This window comes from Kaistia sp. 32K (genome assembly GCF_016629525.1).
Lineage (GTDB): Bacteria > Pseudomonadota > Alphaproteobacteria > Rhizobiales > Kaistiaceae > Kaistia.
In genome coordinates, this window is the sequence record NZ_AP024269.1 from 5,238,029 (window position 1) to 5,255,433 (window position 17,405).

At 63.7% G+C, this 17,405-nt stretch carries 23 protein-coding genes; all 23 read left to right on the top strand.

Going from position 1 to position 17,405, the window contains the following annotated elements; translation table 11 throughout:
- The first annotated feature begins 1 nt into the window (after position 1).
- The 23 genes from K32_RS24275 to K32_RS24380 all read left to right on the top strand — a co-directional run bounded on the left by K32_RS24275 (position 2) and on the right by K32_RS24380 (position 17,058).
- Positions 2-610, top strand: a complete 609-nt coding sequence (locus tag K32_RS24275; RefSeq protein ID WP_201401939.1) for a hypothetical protein — start codon at positions 2-4, stop codon at positions 608-610.
- On the top strand, positions 607-2,127 hold the full coding sequence (locus tag K32_RS24280) for a site-specific DNA-methyltransferase (RefSeq protein ID WP_201401940.1): 1,521 nt from the start codon (positions 607-609) through the stop codon (positions 2,125-2,127). The genes K32_RS24275 and K32_RS24280 overlap by 4 nt, the downstream gene beginning before the upstream one ends.
- A 180-nt stretch (positions 2,128-2,307) precedes the next feature.
- Complete coding sequence (locus K32_RS24285; RefSeq protein WP_201401941.1) at positions 2,308-3,042, top strand: helix-turn-helix transcriptional regulator; 735 nt, start codon at positions 2,308-2,310, stop codon at positions 3,040-3,042.
- Between the two features lie 160 nt (positions 3,043-3,202).
- A complete protein-coding gene (locus tag K32_RS25045) occupies positions 3,203-3,337 on the top strand; it encodes a hypothetical protein (RefSeq protein ID WP_256434764.1) in 135 nt (44 codons plus the stop codon).
- 45 nt (positions 3,338-3,382) lie between these two features.
- A complete protein-coding gene (locus K32_RS24290) occupies positions 3,383-3,685 on the top strand; it encodes a hypothetical protein (RefSeq protein WP_201401942.1) in 303 nt (100 codons plus the stop codon).
- Positions 3,686-3,786: 101 nt separating this feature from the next.
- Complete coding sequence (locus K32_RS24295; RefSeq protein ID WP_201401943.1) at positions 3,787-4,212, top strand: hypothetical protein; 426 nt, start codon at positions 3,787-3,789, stop codon at positions 4,210-4,212.
- Entirely contained in the window at positions 4,212-4,532 is a 321-nt protein-coding gene (locus K32_RS24300; protein WP_201401944.1) for a hypothetical protein, read from the top strand. Before K32_RS24295 ends, K32_RS24300 begins: the two co-directional genes overlap by 1 nt.
- An 86-nt stretch (positions 4,533-4,618) precedes the next feature.
- Entirely contained in the window at positions 4,619-6,199 is a 1,581-nt protein-coding gene (locus K32_RS24305; protein WP_201401945.1) for a DNA methyltransferase, read from the top strand.
- Complete coding sequence (locus K32_RS24310) at positions 6,196-6,846, top strand: adenylosuccinate synthase (protein WP_201401946.1); 651 nt, start codon at positions 6,196-6,198, stop codon at positions 6,844-6,846. The genes K32_RS24305 and K32_RS24310 overlap by 4 nt, the downstream gene beginning before the upstream one ends.
- Before the next feature lie 185 nt (positions 6,847-7,031).
- Positions 7,032-7,295, top strand: coding sequence for a hypothetical protein (locus tag K32_RS24315; RefSeq protein WP_201401947.1), 264 nt, complete (start codon positions 7,032-7,034; stop codon positions 7,293-7,295).
- On the top strand, positions 7,292-7,855 hold the full coding sequence (locus K32_RS24320; protein WP_201401948.1) for a hypothetical protein: 564 nt from the start codon (positions 7,292-7,294) through the stop codon (positions 7,853-7,855). Before K32_RS24315 ends, K32_RS24320 begins: the two co-directional genes overlap by 4 nt.
- A complete protein-coding gene (locus K32_RS24325; protein WP_201401949.1) occupies positions 7,852-8,286 on the top strand; it encodes a hypothetical protein in 435 nt (144 codons plus the stop codon). Before K32_RS24320 ends, K32_RS24325 begins: the two co-directional genes overlap by 4 nt.
- A complete protein-coding gene (locus K32_RS24330; RefSeq protein WP_201401950.1) occupies positions 8,283-8,690 on the top strand; it encodes a hypothetical protein in 408 nt (135 codons plus the stop codon). Before K32_RS24325 ends, K32_RS24330 begins: the two co-directional genes overlap by 4 nt.
- The gene (locus K32_RS24335; protein ID WP_201401951.1) at positions 8,687-8,917 is read left to right on the top strand and encodes a hypothetical protein; all 231 of its coding nucleotides are present in this window, start codon (positions 8,687-8,689) and stop codon (positions 8,915-8,917) included. The genes K32_RS24330 and K32_RS24335 overlap by 4 nt, the downstream gene beginning before the upstream one ends.
- Positions 8,914-9,126: a hypothetical protein gene (locus K32_RS24340; RefSeq protein ID WP_201401952.1), complete on the top strand. Its 213-nt coding sequence runs from the start codon at positions 8,914-8,916 to the stop codon at positions 9,124-9,126. Before K32_RS24335 ends, K32_RS24340 begins: the two co-directional genes overlap by 4 nt.
- The gene (locus K32_RS24345; RefSeq protein ID WP_201401953.1) at positions 9,123-9,437 is read left to right on the top strand and encodes a hypothetical protein; all 315 of its coding nucleotides are present in this window, start codon (positions 9,123-9,125) and stop codon (positions 9,435-9,437) included. The genes K32_RS24340 and K32_RS24345 overlap by 4 nt, the downstream gene beginning before the upstream one ends.
- The gene (locus K32_RS24350) at positions 9,434-9,814 is read left to right on the top strand and encodes a DUF2493 domain-containing protein (RefSeq protein WP_201401954.1); all 381 of its coding nucleotides are present in this window, start codon (positions 9,434-9,436) and stop codon (positions 9,812-9,814) included. The genes K32_RS24345 and K32_RS24350 overlap by 4 nt, the downstream gene beginning before the upstream one ends.
- A 10-nt stretch (positions 9,815-9,824) precedes the next feature.
- A complete protein-coding gene (locus K32_RS24355; RefSeq protein WP_201401955.1) occupies positions 9,825-10,094 on the top strand; it encodes a hypothetical protein in 270 nt (89 codons plus the stop codon).
- The gene (locus tag K32_RS24360) at positions 10,094-10,321 is read left to right on the top strand and encodes a hypothetical protein (protein WP_201401956.1); all 228 of its coding nucleotides are present in this window, start codon (positions 10,094-10,096) and stop codon (positions 10,319-10,321) included. Before K32_RS24355 ends, K32_RS24360 begins: the two co-directional genes overlap by 1 nt.
- Before the next feature lie 413 nt (positions 10,322-10,734).
- Complete coding sequence (locus tag K32_RS24365) at positions 10,735-12,360, top strand: DNA cytosine methyltransferase (RefSeq protein ID WP_201401957.1); 1,626 nt, start codon at positions 10,735-10,737, stop codon at positions 12,358-12,360.
- A 15-nt stretch (positions 12,361-12,375) separates the two neighbouring features.
- On the top strand, positions 12,376-15,756 hold the full coding sequence (locus K32_RS24370; protein ID WP_201401958.1) for a hypothetical protein: 3,381 nt from the start codon (positions 12,376-12,378) through the stop codon (positions 15,754-15,756).
- Entirely contained in the window at positions 15,756-16,259 is a 504-nt protein-coding gene (locus tag K32_RS24375; RefSeq protein WP_201401959.1) for a hypothetical protein, read from the top strand. Before K32_RS24370 ends, K32_RS24375 begins: the two co-directional genes overlap by 1 nt.
- On the top strand, positions 16,252-17,058 hold the full coding sequence (locus tag K32_RS24380) for an NUDIX hydrolase (RefSeq protein WP_201401960.1): 807 nt from the start codon (positions 16,252-16,254) through the stop codon (positions 17,056-17,058). Before K32_RS24375 ends, K32_RS24380 begins: the two co-directional genes overlap by 8 nt.
- The last annotated feature ends 347 nt before the right edge of the window (positions 17,059-17,405 follow it).

A 17,405-nucleotide genomic window follows, 5' to 3' on the forward strand; every position in this document is an offset into this window, starting at 1 on the left:
CATGAGTGACGATTACACATTCGAGAAACGACTGGCCGATGCCCGCATCGTCTACGAGGGCACGCACGGCCTGAGCACGGCCGAGCTCTCGAAGATCAGCGGCTTCGCCAAGGCCGTTGTGCGGCGTCAGTCGCGTGCCGAGGACTGGACGAAGTCGATCCGCGTTGGCGAGCAGACGCCGGAGGCCGCCGCGGCCCAGGCGCGCCTTGAGGAATACCAGCAGGAGATGGCCGAGAACGCCGAGCACCTGGCTGATGACTCAGGCCTGAGCAAGGACGCCGTCGACGACACCGATGCCGGCGAATATGACGACGTGGTCACGGCCCCGCCGATGGAGATCCAGACCGCCGCCCAGACCGTGCTCGACAAGGAGCGCCTGCGCGAGACCGTGCTGGAGCGTCATCGCAAGGAGTGGTCGGCGCCGCGCGGCCTGTCAGCCGAGGCCCTGCGCCTGCGCGACCGCGAGCCGATGAAGGCGTTCGAGCGTGCCAAGCTGGCCAAGATCACCGCCGAGACGCTGAAGTTGGTGCAGGACGGCGAGCGCCAGGCCCTTGGCCTGGATCTGGTCGACCAGCCGAAGGGCATCGTCGCCGTGGTGGAGCGCACATGAGCGACATGAACAAGCTGCTCGGCCTGGACGCCGACATTCCGCAGATCAAGCTGCGGCCGCTGCAGAACCTGGTGGCTTACGCCAGGAACTCACGCACTCACAGCCCGGCGCAGGTCGAGCAGCTGCAGCGCCTCCTGCTGGAATTCCACTGGACGAACCCCGTCCTGATCGACGACCAGGGCATCGTCGCCGGCCACGGCCGGTGCATGGCGGCCGACGCCATCTACCAGCGTGGCGAGCAGATCAAGTTCCCCAACGGCACGCCGATCCCCATCGGCATGGTGCCGACCCTGGACTGCACCGGCTGGTCAGCAGCTCAGCGCAAGGCCTACATCATCGCCGACAACCGCAGCGCGCTGAGCGCCGGCTGGGACGAGGAGATGCTGCACCTTGAGCTGAAAGAGCTCGAGGAGATGGACTACGACCTGTCCCTGACCGCGTTCGACGAGGACGAGCTGGCGGATCTGCTGGCCGGCGAGCTCGAGCTGCCGAACCCGGACGCCGACCCGGACGCCGCGCCGCCGGAGCCAGACCATCCAGTGAGCGAGCCGGGCGACGTGTGGCTGCTGGGCGCCCACCGGGTGTGCGTCGGCGATGCGCGGAACGCGGACGACTGGGATCGGCTGATGCGTGGCGAGCGCGCCGACGCGGTGTGGACTGACCCGCCCTACAACGTGAACCACGGCCGCAAGAACCGCGAGCAGGACAAGTGGGACGGCGGCAGCCGCGCAGCCACCGGCGGCATCGAGAACGACAAGCTGTCGCCGGCCGAATTCGCCGAATTTCTGGAGGGCACGTTCGCCGCGCTGTTCTCGATCATGAAGCCCGGGGCGCCGATCTACGTCGCGCACTCCGACATCGAGGGCCAGACCTTCCGCAACGCCTTCGCCGCGGCCGGCCTGCACCTGCAGTCGTGCCTGGTGTGGAAGAAAGACCGGATGGTGCTGGGCCGGATGGACTGGCAGAGCATCCACGAGCCGATCCTGTACGGCTGGAAGAAGGGCAGCGCGCACCGCTGGTACGGCGGGCGCAAGAACACCAGCGTGATCGACCTGGGCGACAGCTCGCCGTTCAGCCGCATGCCGGACGGCCGGTATCAAGTCAGGATCGGCGAGAGCGTGCTGGTGGTGTCGGCCGATGCGATGGTCGAGGAGCACCAGTCGTCGATGCTGTACGAGCCGAAGCCGGCGAGCAGCGGCCTGCACCCGACGCAGAAGCCGGTGGCCCTGGTCGAGCGCATGCTGAAGCAGTCGGCGCGCGCCGGCGACATCGTGGTCGACTCGTTCGGTGGTAGCGGCAGCACGCTGATTGCTGCCGATCGTCTCGGCATGAGCGCCAGGCTGATGGAGCTCGACCCGAAGTTTGCCGATGTCATTATCCAGCGCTGGCAGGACTGGAGTGGCAGGCGCGCAGTCCATGCGGTAACAGGCCAGCAGTTCCCCGGCGAAGAGGCTGCTCAGCCACCAGTCGCCCCTGCCCCGCCTGCGACAGAACAGCACGGCCACGACATTTTCTGACTGAGAGTCTGGTCATCTGGTGCGTTGAAACCGCTATAAATGGCGGTTTTGTCGCAACTAAATTGATTCAGGGCGCTTATCGGGCGCGCCGTCGCGCGTTCGATGAAGGCAATCTACAACCACGGCAGCACCCAGCGACGTATAGCACACCGAGGCGTGTTCGCAATCGAAACCTCGTGCGTGATCGAGATCGCCGAGATGGTGCTGCCCGGGCCGGCGTTCTTCCTCGTGCATGACGACGTCACCAGCACCGAGCGGCTGAATGGCGGCCCGCCGATGCGGAAGGCCTGGCGCGCCGGTGACGTGGTCTACTTGCCGGGCATGACCAAGCTGCAGGTGTGGGCCGACCGCCCCTACAGCGAGACGATCATCGGCCTCGACCTGGTGCAGCCCTGGGACGCGATGTCCCGCACGCCGTCGGGCGAGCACTACGCCAGCATCCAAGAGGCCGAGATCCGCATGCTGGTGACGGCCATGCGTGAGGCCCTGGTGTCTGGCCGCTACGGCTACAGGGAGTCGGTGCCGCTGGCCATGCAGGCCGCGCTCGGTGAGCTCATGTCCGCCCGCCAGGGTACTGCGCCAGGCGCTGGCCGGATCAACCGCTCGGTGTTCGAGTTCATCGAGAGCAACTTGGGGCGCCGCATCTGCATGACCGAGCTGGCCGGCGTGGCCAACATGAGCCGGTTCCACTTCTCGCGCGTGTTCAAGGCAGCGGTAGGGCTCACCCCGGCGCGCTACTTGCTCGAGCGCCGGGTGGCCATGGCGGCAGCCCTGCTGGTGGCCGGGCATATGTCGATCGCCGAGGTCGGGTACCGCTCCGGCTTCTCCAGCCAGCAGCACTTCACCACGGCCTTCCGGTCGGTGATGGGGAGCACGCCAGGGCGTCACCGTGGGTTTTCACTGCAAACCAGATAGGTAATCAGGGCGTCATGAGGTTTTCGGCCAGTATTTCTGAGGAGTTGCTTGGGAAGAGCAAATATTAGGGCGCAATTAGGGCGCAGATGCTTGCGCTTTATCAAATAAGAGGAATATACTCCTATCACACCAAGCGAATTCAGCCCAGGAGGGCAAGACGATGAGCCGCAAGCAACGCGAAGCAAAGACAGCATCCAACGGCAGCAAAGAGCGCTTCATCGAGCTGATGGGCTACGACCCGGAGCTGATCGGCGTACCGGCGACCTGGCGCGAATGCGTCTCCCGCTTCAATTAACCGTCAACGCCCCGCTCGCCGGGGCATCACTCAAGAGGAAAGGACATGGCAAAGCGTGGACAACTGACCGAGAAGGTCAAAGAAACGGCACAGCGCCTGCTTGGCAAAGAGATTACGCAGCGCGAGCTGCGCCTTATGCCATACGTGCAGAGCGTCATGATCAACGATCAGCGGATCGACCCGCGCAAGATAAACAGTGAGGAAAGGGACATTCTCAGCGACTGGCGTTCGCGCGGATGGATCGACGGTGGCGCATCAGGTTTGACAATCAGCAAAGTTTTCTGGGACGCGATTCACCCCATCCTGCTGCTGGCCTACGTCGATTACGAGAACCAGCCAGCCGAATAACCCGCCGCCCTGCCGGTAGCAGGGCATCCCGAGAGCGCATTCGCTGAGTGCGCTGTCGAGATAACCAACGACAGCAGGCGCGGCCTGCGGGGGAAAGGAAGGTGACACATACCATTGGCCGGCTGGAGATCCGCTACAGCGGTGAGGTCGGAATTGAAGGTGGCGGCCTGCTGGCCGTCGTTTACCCGGCTGCTGAATGCCAGGCATCTAAGGCCGAGCATGCCACCAACGCCCGGCGCATCGTGGCCTGCGTGAATGCGTGCGAGGGATTTGCTACCGAGGTTCTGGAAGGTGCCAACCTTCATGAAAGTGCCTACGCCGCCGAGGGACGAGAGTTCGAGCTCACCAAGCAGCGCGACACGCTCCTGGCGGCGCTGGAGCGCACCTTGCATCGCCCGTTGACCGGCAATCCGTCGCATGCAGCGCTGGTCGAGTATTGGCAGTATGAGCAAGAGCAAGGCAACGGCATGGCCGCTGACCAACTGTTCGCGCTGGCCGCCATCGCCGCCGCGAAGGCAGGTGCGTGATGGAGATCAAATACACCGAGCGCGGCTTTGCCCGCTGTGCGTTCCTCGACCGTTACAGCGTACCCTGCAGCCTGCAGGAAAGCAGCCTGGCAGAAGAGGCTGCGATCTGGCTCGGCGTCGATGATGCCAATCCGATGATCATGGCCAGCGATGCTGCGGCGCACGGCGTGAACACCACCGAGACGACCGGCTGGGTTCCTTACCCGGTGCCGCCTGCCGTGCTCATGACCACACGCATGCACCTGACCCAGGCGCAGGTGGCCGAGCTGCTGCCGGCGCTGCAGCACTTCGTCGACACGGGCGAATTGCCGAGCCCCTGACCATCCCGGATTTGCCCCGCAATCCGCAACTCAAATACAATTCGTGAAAACACGATCAGGCCAGGACACAACCTGGCTGGAGACTTATGGGACTACCCTACACGCTGTACCTGGGCGACTGCCTGGAGACGCTGCGCACGCTGCCTGACAACTCGGTCGACAGCGTGGTTTGTGACCCGCCCTACGGCCTGAGCAAAGAGCCGGACATGGCCGAGGTGCTGCACCACTGGCTGGCCGGCGACGACTACCAGCACAAGGGCGGCGGGTTCATGGGCAAGAGCTGGGACAGCTTTGTGCCCGGGCCTGCCGTGTGGCGCGAGTGCCTGCGCGTGCTCAAGCCTGGCGGTCACCTGCTGGCGTTCTTCGGTACGCGCACTCAGGACATGGGAACGCTGGCCATCCGCCTCGCAGGGTTTGAGATCCGCGACAGCATCGCCTGGATCTACGGGTCGGGTTTCCCGAAATCCATGGACGTGAGCAAGGCGATAGACAAGGCCGGCGGCGCATCGCCGCGCGATCAGGCGCAGCTGCTCCGCGCAAAGCGGGAGGCAGCCGGCCTAACCCGCGAGCAGGTAGCTGATCACTGCTGCTGCACGCCGTCGAGCGTGCGCGACTGGGAAGAAGGCCGAGCACGCGCAGTCGGCGCGCCGGTGGAGTTCATCGTTCCGAGCGTGGGCTACAGGGCAAAGCTGGCCGACCTGCTGGGCTATAGCTCCGACGAGCGCCGACTGATCGGCTCTGCCTCCGACCGTCGTGGCGATGGTACTGGCTACGGCTTGGGGCATAGCGGTGATCTTCGGTCAGGCGGCAACACCGACGCTGCCAGCCAATGGCAAGGCTGGGGCACCGCCCTCAAGCCGGCCCTGGAGCCGATCACCGTGGCGCGCAAGCCGCTGGTGGGCACGGTGGCGGCGAACGTGCTGGAGCATGGAACTGGAGCGCTGAATATTGACGGGTGCCGTGTAGCAGCACCGGATGGCGTGCCACTGTTCCTGAACCGCAGTGGCGATTCCGTCAATGCCTATGGCGATGGCCTACATGGTTCAGCTCGGACTGGCGATGTTGGCGCAGGCCGCTGGCCCGCTAACCTTATCCACGACGGCAGCGACGAGGTACTGGCGGCGTTCCCGCAAGCAAGCGGCGCAGTGGCGCCCGTGAAAGGCACAGAAGCCAGCGCAAAAACCGCAAACGCCTTCGGAGAGTACTCTGGCAGGGCGCCAAGCGATCAGCGCGATGGTGGTGGCCGCGCCGCCAGATTCTTCTACTGCGCCAAGGCCAGCCGCAAAGATCGCAACGAAGGCACGGCCAGCGGCAGTTCTCCAGCCGTGGGCACCAACGCCACCATGCGCGAGCGCGAGGATGCAGACTGGCCGGCCCGCAACGGCAACCACCACCCTACCGTCAAGCCCACCGACCTGATGGCCTATCTCTGCCGGCTGGTGACGCCACCGGGCGGTACCGTGCTCGATCCCTTCATGGGCAGCGGCAGCACCGGAAAGGCCGCGATGCGCGAGGGGTTCCGCTTCATTGGCTGCGAGCTGTCGCCGGAGTACCTGGCGATAGCCGAGGCACGGATCGCGCATGAGCTTGGGAAGCGCGTGCCTGTCGAGCCTGCGCCTGTGGAGCAGGCCAAGCAGCACGATCTGTTTGCCCAGGAGGGCGCATGAGCCTCCTGATCCCGATGTCGCACGCTGACCTGTGCGCCATTGCCGTGAAGTGGCTGAAGCGGGCGAACTCGGCCGGCGGCCCTGGCTGTCACGTGGCGGTGAGCGAGTGCCGGTCTGGCTGGACTGGAGAGGTGCCGGATGCGATCGGGTTCCGCGCGGCCGGGTTCGAGGACGGATCGACCGTTGTCGAGTGCAAGACCAGCCGGGCCGACTTCCTTGCTGATCGCAAGAAGGCGCACCGCTCCAGCGGCGGCTGCGGCAACTGGCGCTATTTCATGGCGCCGGATGGCTTGATCAGCCCTGACGAGCTGCCGCCTGGCTGGGGCCTGCTGACGGTGAACAGCCGTGGGCATGTCAAAGCTATCGCTGGGCCTGCCGCTCACTACCGCGGCCGCAATGACGTGCTGCGCGAGCAGGTCGAGCAGTTCCGCCACGTCGCCGACCGCGACCGCGAGCAGTTCATCCTGGCCAAGCTGCTGGAGCGCGTAGGCGATGCGGAAGAGATGAACCGCAGGATCAAGCATGTCTACGCCGAGCAGAGCAGGCTGATCGACCGTGTGAACAGCCAGGTCAAGGAGATGAACGAGTTGCGCGACGAGAACTACCGCCTGAAGCGAGAGCTGTCCGCCAGGCCGCCCATCCAGTAATTCCCAGACACTGAATCAGGGCGTCTACTTGCATCGAGCCAGTAACTGCGCGGCATGCGGGCCGTCTATGCTTTCCTTGGGCGCATATAGGGCGCAGTTCATGCAGGTGTTGCGCAAATTTAAGTAAATGAGGTATTTTAATACCTCACACACTACCGCCGGCGCCGCCGGCCAGGAATACGGGAATGTTGAAATCGTGGTGGGGAAAAGTGACCGGCCTGGAGGCCGCGAACAAGCGCATTGCTGATCTGGAAGGGCTGTACGAGCTCCAGAAGAGCATCACGGCGCGCAAGGAAGAGATCATCGATGATCTCGAGAAAGAGCTGAACGAAAGCAAGATCGCCTGCATCAAGCTGCGCGGCACCGTGCACAAGATCAGTGCTGAGCGTGCCGATCTGCGCACCCGCCTGGCCAATGCCAATGGCCGCAAGCGGAGGATGACCCAGTGAGCGGCGCAGCGGCGATGGCCGCGGCTGTTGATTGGAGCGAGGCGCCGGAGGGGGCCACGCACTACTGCAATGGATGGCTCTGGCCTTGGCTGCGCCTGCGCGACGGGGTTCTGCAGTTTCACCATTTCACAGCCGGATGGACTATCCTCCTGCTTCTTGAAGGTGAAAGTCTTGCTGACATCATCAGCCGAACCGTAGAGCGCCCAACCACTCCAGCCGCCTGGAACGGCGAAGGGCTGCCGCCGGTTGGGACGGCGTGCGAGTACCATATGGGTAACAAGTGGCGTCGCGTAGTGATAGCGGCTCATGTCAAACAGCCAGCAGGTAAGGCCGCCGTATTCGAGTTTATCGACGGTAATGATTGGTCATCCAGCCCTTCGCCAACGAGATTCCGCCCCATTCGCACCCCCGAGCAGATCGCTGCGGAGGAGCGGGAAGATGCCATCCGCAAGATCACTCACCTGCTCGGCGAGAAGACCGGCACTGCAGACAGCAACCGCTCCAGGGCAGAGGTATTGCACGACGCCGGCTACCGCCTGGTCGAAGGAGGTGCGCAATGAGCGCCCTCGGCGAGCGCCGGGCGGGGTTTGAGGAAGCCTACCACCTGCAGTTCGGCCGCCTGCCGCAGAACTGGAATGAGGCGCAGGGTAAATACTTCGATGCGCACGGACAGGGTGCCTGGTGGGCCTGGTGCGCCGCTCTTGGCGTCATCGAGAACGACCCGCGCCGGACGGCATTCGAGGCTTGGGCTGATGCCCATCACCTGCCTCTCCAGCGCATGGGGCGCACGCCGCACTATGAGCACGCAGACACCCAAGGCGCATGGATCGGCTGGAACGCCGCCCTGGACAGCGTGGTGATTGAGCTGCCGGCGCCCGACAGCACCGACGCCAACCCAACGACCAGCACCGACTGCGACAGCGGCTTCGCGCGCGGCGTGAGCGCGTGCCGGGTAGCCATCAACGCCGCCGGACTGAAGGTGAAGCCATGATCTGTCAGCAACCACAAGCCCATCCTGCTCGCTGCGGGTGCGAGCGGGTATCAATCCTGCGCGACACGAACGTCGGCTATGCCGCTGGCACGTCACGGCTCCAGAGCGGCTTCGAAGACGATGACCTGCCCAGTATCTGCCGCCACCCCGGTCACAACCCGCCGACGGGCCTGCACGTGCCGGAAGGCAAGCGCTACCGGCACGTCTGCCCTGGCTGCGGCTTCACGGCGATCCTGCGCTCTCAAGGCCTGACCATGATGGCCGACCGCAGGCCTATCAGTCTGCCCAAGATCGACATCAGCCTGAGCGCCGGCATCAGCGACGCATTCTGCGAGGGCGTGCTGTACGCCCAGCGCATGGATCGTGAAGCGCTGGCGGCTGCCGGCTTCGAGGTGGCGCCATGAACCGCGACCTCTGCATCATGGCCTGCATCTTCTGCCGGGATGAGGCTTTCCGCAAATGGATGACCCGCGACGGGCCGAGCATCAACGAGGCGCGCGCCAAGGAAATTATCCTCGGCGTGTGCGGCGTCAAATCCCGCAACGACCTCGACACCAACCCCGAGGCCGCCGCGCGCTTCCACGAACTGGTGCGGCGGCCGTTTTTGGAGTGGAAGGAGGGGCGACCGTGACTGCAGACAAGATAGTGGTCGTTGGCGGCGTGAACAGAGCTTTGGCATTGGCACTCATCGGCTGCCTGGAGCGCCATCTGATCAGCGGCTCAGGCGAAATTGAAATTGGCCGCCACGGGCTGTGTGATTCCGTAGAACTGGCGCAGCCTGTGGTCAAGCGCGAGCGGACGCCTGCCGGCCCGCGCGATCGCTGGGGGAAGCCGCTGTGAGCGTGACACCCAAGATTTCCCTGATCGCCTTCGAGGGGCGCGACCCGTCCAAGGCATTTGTCCAGGTGCCTGACGAGCGCGGCCGCTGGGTGCTGACCGATCGCTGCGTGGTCGAGGTGGCTTGCAGTCACTGCCAGGCGGTGGTGGGTGAGCCCTGCCGCCGCAGGGGCGGCTGGGGCGTCGGTACCCACTACGTGCGGCGACACGCTTGGACGGTTAAGTCCACTCGCGAGGCGCGGCGCCAGATACCGGTCGAAGCCAAACCCAGGCTGCGCGTGCGTGCCGGTGGAGTGGTGGAGTTGCCGGTATGAAGCTGCTCGTCTGTGGCGGGCGCGACTTCATGGATCGCAACATCGTCTTCGAGGTGCTTGACGGGGTGCATGCCAAGCGGCGCATCGAGGTCATCATCCATGGTTGCGCGCGAGGAGCTGATCGCCTGGCCGGCCAATGGGCAAAAGCACGCGGCGTTCTTTGTGCTGAGGTCGAGGCGCATTGGGCAGCTCATGGCAAAGGCGCCGGGCCTCGCCGCAACCGCGCAATGCTGAGCCTTGGCCCGGATGGCGTGGTAGCCTTCCCGGGCGGTGATGGCACGCTCAACATGATCCGCATCGCCGAGGAAGCCGGCATCAAGGTCTGGCTTCCTTGCGGGATGCCTGAATACAAACCAACCGCGCCCGCCGGGCGCTAGGGGAAAGGAAGTGACTGTAGAACGACTGAGCGTCTGGCGTGCAGACGCCGAGTGGGATGACGATGTTGAGGTGGTGAGGGCTGCCGACTATGACCTGCTGGCCGCCGAGGAAGCCCGCCTGCGCGAGCTGGTGGCCGAGGCTGAGCGTGATGCGGAGCGCTATCGCCTCCTGCGCGGCAATGGGCGCGATCCTATCGCTGTACGCAACCACCTTTCGCACCTTTACGACGAAAGCCTCGATGCTGCTGTCGATGCGCTGGCTGCGCAGGAGGGTTCGTGATGGTCAAGCCAGACTACTCCGAGTTTGACGCCAAGCTACTCAACCTGATCATGCTTGGCAAAAACCGCATGATGCTTCTTGATCAAGATCGGTCTTTGATTGAGGCAGCTAGACCATTCTGCCGCCCAGGCCAGCCGGAATTCCGCGTGATCGACAGCCGCCTTCAGGCTATGCGCAAGGATGGCAAGATCAAGCACAATGGCCGAGAGTGGACGCTGACGACATGATGCTGAGTCAGGCGGTCATGCCAGCAACAGCCTGATTATGAGCCGCCTGCAAGGGCGGCTTTGCTTTTTCGGGCGCATATAGGGCGCATCGCCTGATGGTTGCGGGGCTGAATCCGGCAGTGGTACGATTGGCTCCTCAAGTAAATATGCCAAAATCGGAGGATCGCATCATGAAGCGCGACGAATATGAGGGCCTGTAAGGTCATCGGTGTTGGCGAGGGCATCGCTCTCGACGACTACGAAGGCTTCTAACCGACAACCCAAAAAGCCCGCCATTGAGCGGGCTTTTTCTTGCCCACGTCAGCACTATTTCATATTTATTCATTGATCTTCTGGCGATTGCATTATTTGTAGTTACTCAATTATGATCTGTGAAACCAACATCAAGCCTGGAAACAACCAGGCGGAGACTTATGCTTACCTACGGAAGTGTTTGCAGCGGTATCGAAGCCGCTAGCGTGGCCTGGCATCCGCTTGGCTGGCGGCCTGAGTGGTTCGCCGAGATTGAAAAATTCCCATCAGCTGTGCTGGCGCATCAATGGCCTGACATCCCGAACATGGGCGACATGACCAAGATCGCTGCAATGGTTCGTGCTGAGGCGGTAGCCGCACCTGACGTACTGGTCGGCGGTACTCCCTGCCAAGCCTTCTCTGTCGCCGGCGCCCGCGCCGGTCTCGCTGATCCACGCGGTCAGCTCACCCTAGCCTACGTGGATCTTGCCAATGCAATCGACTCAACTCGCGCTCTTCGAGGAAAGCAACCCGCCGTCATCGTCTGGGAAAATGTCCCTGGCGTACTCAGCTCAAAAGATAATGCCTTCGGATGCTTTCTGGCTGGACTTGCCGGTGAAGACTGCGAACTGCAACCACCAGGGGGTAGATGGTCGGACGCTGGTTGTGTGTTTGGCCCCCAAAGAACAATCGCGTGGCGGGTCTGCGATGCCCAATATTTCGGCGTGGCCCAACGACGCCGTCGTGTGTTCGTTGTCGCAAGTGCTCGAGATGGGTTCGATCCCACAGCGGTACTTTTTGAGCGCGAAGGCGTGCGCCGGGATACTCCGCCGAGCCGAAGCGCGGGGCAAGACGTTACCGCCGGCACTCTTAGAAGCACTGATGGCGGTAGCGACGTCGACCACGCGAGAGCAAACCATCTAGTCACCGGCACGCTGATGGCCAATGGAAAGGCGGCGGGAAGTGCCACACAACAAGATGCCGAACAGGGCATGCTCGTTGTCCATGGCACACAAGACCCCTGCACCAGCACTCACACCGCCTTCACTCTCGGTCGCAACAACGGCGCCGAGAACGTCCTGGCCTTCAGCTGCAAGGATTACGGCGCTGATGCTGGCCCGTTGAGTCCCACGCTACGCGCCATGGGTCACGGCGAAAGCCACGCGAATGCTGGCGGACAGGTTGCTGTTGTAATTGGTTGCGACGGTACCGTAGATGGCCCGGTTCCACCGCTGATGGCAAGGTCAAGTCGTGGTGGTGCTCAAACGCTGTCACCAGGGCATCAGACCGACGGACACATGATAGCTACTTGCGTCACTGGCGACATCACCCACACCCTTAAAGCCGAAGGATTTGACGCCAGCGAGGATGGCACAGGTCGCGGCCAGCCGATCATCGCTGCATTCGCCGAGAACAGTCGCGCTGAACTGCGGTACGAGGCTGGCGATGGCAGTATCACTGGCGCACTGAAGACTGGAGGCGGCAAGGCTGGCCAGTCCTACCCTGTCGCCCAGGTCGGCATGGCCGTCCGCCGGCTCACACCGCGCGAGTGCGAGCGCCTGCAGGCATTCCCTGATGACTACACCCTAATACCCTACGGTCGCCCGGTGCGCATGGAAAAGCTGGAGCAGGACTGGATCAAGTACCTGCTGCGAGGCGGTGTGATGACCCTGGATCAGGCTTGCCAGGCGGCGGCCGATGGCCCGCGCTATAAGGCACTGGGAAACAGCATGTGCGTCTACAACATGCGGTGGATTGGTCGGCGCATTAGCAGCTATTTGACTGTGGGTTCTGGCACGTTGTCGTGACGCCATCATGGCAGCATGAACGAGAATACCGCTCCGATCGTAGCACGCCGCGTCGTCCTGCTGGTCAAGTCTCAAAAGTTCGCCGGCCAGGCGGGATATTTCCTGCAAGGTGGTCGGTGGCACGCCATCAAGCACGACAAGCCGGCGCCGAAAGGGGCGCCGAAGGCCAAGCACCCTGGCGCAGCCGGCCAGCACGCACCCGTCGTCCTGACCGATGAGCAGGTTGAGCAGCTGAAGTATCCTGCCGAAAAGGCTGCGACCAACAAGGAGATGGCAGCGCACAACAACGTGCACCTGCCTAAGCTGCTCGAACATGCCGCGAACGGCGACGCGACGGCGATCCTGGGCACGGGCTTCGGCACCAACTCCCACTCGAAGAAGAAGGCCCTGGCCGCCAACGTCCTGCTCGGCATGATGGGCAGTTCGCACAAGGTCGAGTTGGGCCAGGCCGCCGGCAGCCACCCTGCTGTGCAGGTGCCGGCAGCCCACGAGCCCGCCGAGGCACCTGCCAAGCCAGCGGAGAAGCCCAAGCTCGGCCCGGTCGGCCAGGCGCTGAAGGAGGCGATCAAGGAGCCTGCTGCGCAATCTGCAACCCCAGGCCTGGCCATGCCCGCCTTCGTGGAAGGCAAGACCACCAACTCGGTTGTCTCCTACTACGAAGGCCAGGCCCAGAAGATCCTCGACATGGCCGCCGCCGGCGACGCCGTAGGCCTGGCCGCCATGAAGGAAGCTGGCCTCAAGCAGAACGCCAAGGGCAAGGTGTCGAACACCTTCGCCGGCAAGACGCAGAACAGCAAGCTGCTGCTGGCGCTGCACGGCCAGGCGCTGGAGCAGGCCAATGGTGGCAAGCCGGCGCCTGAAGCAGAGAAGCCCGCCGAGCCCAAGCCGGAACCGAAGGCCGAGAAGCCTGCGCCGGCACCTGCCTCACCGGAGCAGGCCGCCGAGCCCCAGGCTGCGACCTCGAAGCTCTCGCAAATCCCGTGGGACAGCCTGGTGCTGCCCGACAGAAACACCAACGCCAAGTCGCACAATGGCAAGGTTGCTCAGATCAAGGCCATGGCCGAGGCTGGCGACCTTGCGGGGCTGGAGGCGTTCACCGCCGGGAAGAACACCTACGGCACCAAACAGAAAAAGCTCGCCGCGCTGGCTGCTGCCGCGTTGAAAGAGGACGCCGCTGCTCCGGCACCGATAGAGCAGGCCAAGCCTGCCGAGCAACCAGCCCCGGAACCTGCCGCCACAGAGCCAGCCGAGCAAGGCCCGAAAGAAGGCGACACCAAGCCCGCTGCCGATGGCGGCACCCTCGTGTTCAGCAAGGGTCGCTGGCACAAGCAAGAGCAGCCGAAGGCGGCTGAACCGGCACCGCCCGCCGAGCCAGAGCCAGCAGCGGCGGTGCCTGCCGGCAAGAAACTCAAGCCGTCCGAGGCCATCGCCATCGGCAAGGGCCTGAAGACCGCCAGCGGCATGAAGGCGAAGCTGAAAGCGCTGGCCGTGGCCGGCGATGTCGCGGGCCTGCAGGAGTTCATCAGTGTCGCCAATGGGCTGCCAGCCTCCAAGAAATACGCCGAGAAACTGATCACGGCCATGACCGATGGCGAGCCTGGCGCCGCTGCACCACCCAAGGCCGCGCCGAAGCCGGCCACGGCCGGCGGCATCGAGTCCATGGACGCCTGGACGCAGACCGGCCCGCAGGGTGGCTCTAACCCGGGCGGCAAGTTCAAGGATCAGGACGGCGTCGAGTGGTACTGCAAGTTCCCCGGCAATGAGGACGTGGCCAAGTCCGAGGTGCTGGCCGCCAAGCTGTACGGCGCCGCCGGCGTGTCGGGCCAGGACGCCAAGCTGGTGATGAAGGACGGCAAGCTCGGCATCGCCAGCCGCTGGCATGACGTCTCGAAGGTGTCGCCTGCCGCCCTGGCCAAGGCTGATGGCGTTGCCGCGGGCTTTGCCGCAGACGCCTGGCTGGGTAACTGGGACGTGGTCGGCCTCGGCTACGACAACCTGCAGCTCGATGCCACCGGCAAGGCCATGCGGATCGATGCCGGCGGCTCGCTGGAGTACCGCGCCCAGGGCGGCAAGAAGGCCTTCGGCAACGTGGTCACCGAGATCGACAGCCTGCGCGATCCCAAGATCAACCCGCAGTCTGCTGCCGTGTTCGGCAAGATGACGAAGGCCGACATCACCGCCGGCGTTGCCAAGGTGCTGAAGGTCAGCGACGCGCAGATCCACGCTCTGGTCAACACCTACGGCCCGGGCGATGCTGCGCACAAGAAGGCGCTGGCCGAGACCCTGATCGCGCGCAAGGCCGACCTGCTGGCCAAATTCCCGAAGGCGAAGAAGGCGAAGAAGCACACCTTCAAGCCGGAGAAGATCAGCGAGCCGCCATCGTTCCTGAACTGGGGCGGCAGCGGCAAGGATGGCCCGTCGAGCAAGCCGTTCGTCAACCAGGCGAATGAGAAGGCTGTGCAGGCCATCTACGAGGCGGCGAAGACAGGCAGCATCGACGCCGTCAAGGAGCTGACTGCCGAGACTTACGACAAGGCCACCGGCGAGGTGACCGGCAGCGCGAAGGTGCTCGAGCACCCGTCTCAGCACGTCAAGGGCTATGCGCAGCAGGCTATCAACGAGATCAACTACCAGCTGAACCCGCCGAAGCGCTTCCGCTTCGAGGGCGGCCATCCGCTGAGCTCGCTGAACTCGGCCTATCCATCGCACAAGGGGCCTCCCCACAGCGACGCGGTCGAGAAGGCTGGCAAGTTCCTCGTGCTCGGCGAGCCAGGCACGGTCAGCCTGGACGCGCTGGCCCTGCCGAAGATCACCCATGCCAGCGGTCAGCTGACCAAGGCGACCTACTCGCCGGCAGCTCAGTCTGCCATCCAGGGGATGCCTGAGACGCAGAAGCAGGCGATCAAGGCGTACACCGGCAGCTCCTATGTCGGCATGAACAGCTCGCTGTGGACGGGTAACCCGACTGGCGCCGCGAAGGCGGCCGGCGAGGCGCTGCACACCATGGGGCATGACATTGCCCCCGGTACCGTCCTTTCCCGCAAGCTCAGCGTGCAAGGTGCAGCCCTGGATCAGATCCTCAAATCCACTGGCAAGGTTCTGCAAGAGCCGGCTATTATGTCGACATCGATCCGGCCGTCGTCGTGGTCTGGCAACGTGCAGCTGAAACTGCACGTCGGCCCTGGCGTCAAAGGGCTATGGGTGGGGCCAGGCTCTGCGGGCGGCAGCAAGGCGCTTTCGATGAACGCCGGCGAGGATGAACTGATCCTGCCTCCGAACACTCGCCTGCTGATCCTTTCGGTCAAGAAGCCGTCAGGCCCTGATGCGGACGGCTTCGGCGCTGGCGCCCAACACGTAATTGAGGCAGTCATTCTGCCAAGCATGCAGGCGAGCTGATGAGCGAGCAGGAACTGAACCACCACAATGACCCATCCGGGCTCGCTGCCTCTGCCAAGGAGGCCAGCGGCCAGCGGCCATACCTGGGCGACCTCGACGACATCGAAAAGCTGCTGCGCGCCTTCACCGACGGCGTGACCAGCCGGTTCGCCCAGGTCGGCCGTGGCCAGCTGACGCCTGACGCCGCGGCCACGGCCGACCGCGAAGAGTGCCTGCGCATGGCTGGGGTCTTCGCCGGGCTCGATGATGACTATGCCGCGATCGAGCACTGGAACGGCGAAGGCCTGGCGAACTACATTCGCGCCCGCATGGTCGAGGCCGTCCAGCCTGGTGAGGATGACGAGAGCGTCATTGCCCAGGCCTTCGGGGTGTTCGTGCACCGGATCTACGGTGCCATCGCCGAGGCAGGCAGCTCGCCGGATGCCGAAGCGCTGTCGGTGACGTTGCTGGAGAACATCCGCTCGTTCACTTGGCTGCTTGTGGGGCTCGAGTCCAATGAGTAGTACGTTTGAGAAGTATCAGGAGCACCTGGCCGGAGTCGACCTGCTCGGCGACCCCATTGACGACCTGGTGAAGGGACACGTGAAGGGCTACACCAAGAAGAACGGCACCTATGTCAGGCCGCATGCCAGGGTGGGCGATGCGGTGGCGCCAGACCCAATCCATCACCCTCGCGCAGGCGAGGATGGCAAGCAGGTGCTGATCAAGCAGCCGCACCACGCATCGCAGCCGAGCACCTGGCACCACCCTGATGCGGTGGCGACGTTCGTGCCTGGCGGCGACGTGCCGCCGTCGATCAACGGCGTGCCGCTGCGCGCCTGGCGTGATCACCCGCAGACGAATGACGGCTGGGATTTCGTCGACGGCCAGATGGACGACCTCGACGAGCCGCCTTTCCATCTGCCGCCGGGGAAGAAGGCATCCAGCGGCGTGGTCATTCAAGAGCCGGACGGGAGGGTATGGGTTATACACCCAACCAATGCTTTTGGCGGGTATGAGGCCTCGCTACCTAAAGGCACTGCCGAACCTGACCTGTCGCTGCAAGCGAACAGCATCAAAGAGGTGTTTGAGGAAACAGGGTTGAAGGTCGAGATCACCGGCTTTCTCGGGGACTTTTCCCGAACGACCTCTGTCGCTCGAATGTACACTGGTCGCCGAGTTGGCGGCTCACCGCATCTCATGGGCTGGGAGGCGCAGGCGGTATCGTTGTGCCCCGCCAGCAAGCTGTACGATTTACTGAACGTCTGGTCAGACCATGCGATTGCGGAAGCTCTTGGCGCTGGAAAGCCGCCTTCTCAGTAATGTAGACTTTCCCAAAAAGAATGAAATTTCCAGGTTAAGTCTTGAAAGTTATCAGCAGATCCGAAGCCAAAAACCTCGACCTAAAGCGCTTCTACACTGGAAAACCGTGCGTGAACGGGCATTTATCTGAGCGTCACGCGGGCAACGGTCAATGCATTGAATGTCGCTCGTCTCGGTATGACAAGGATTCCGCTAAGCGGTACAACTACAGCTACCGAAGCGATAACAAGGAACGTCTTTCCGCATATGACAGGGAGCGGTACGCCAGAGACAGCGAGTTGAAGAAGGCGTCTTCTCGCGCGTACTACCATGCCAATCGCGAGAAATGTCGTGCGTCGTCTAAGGCC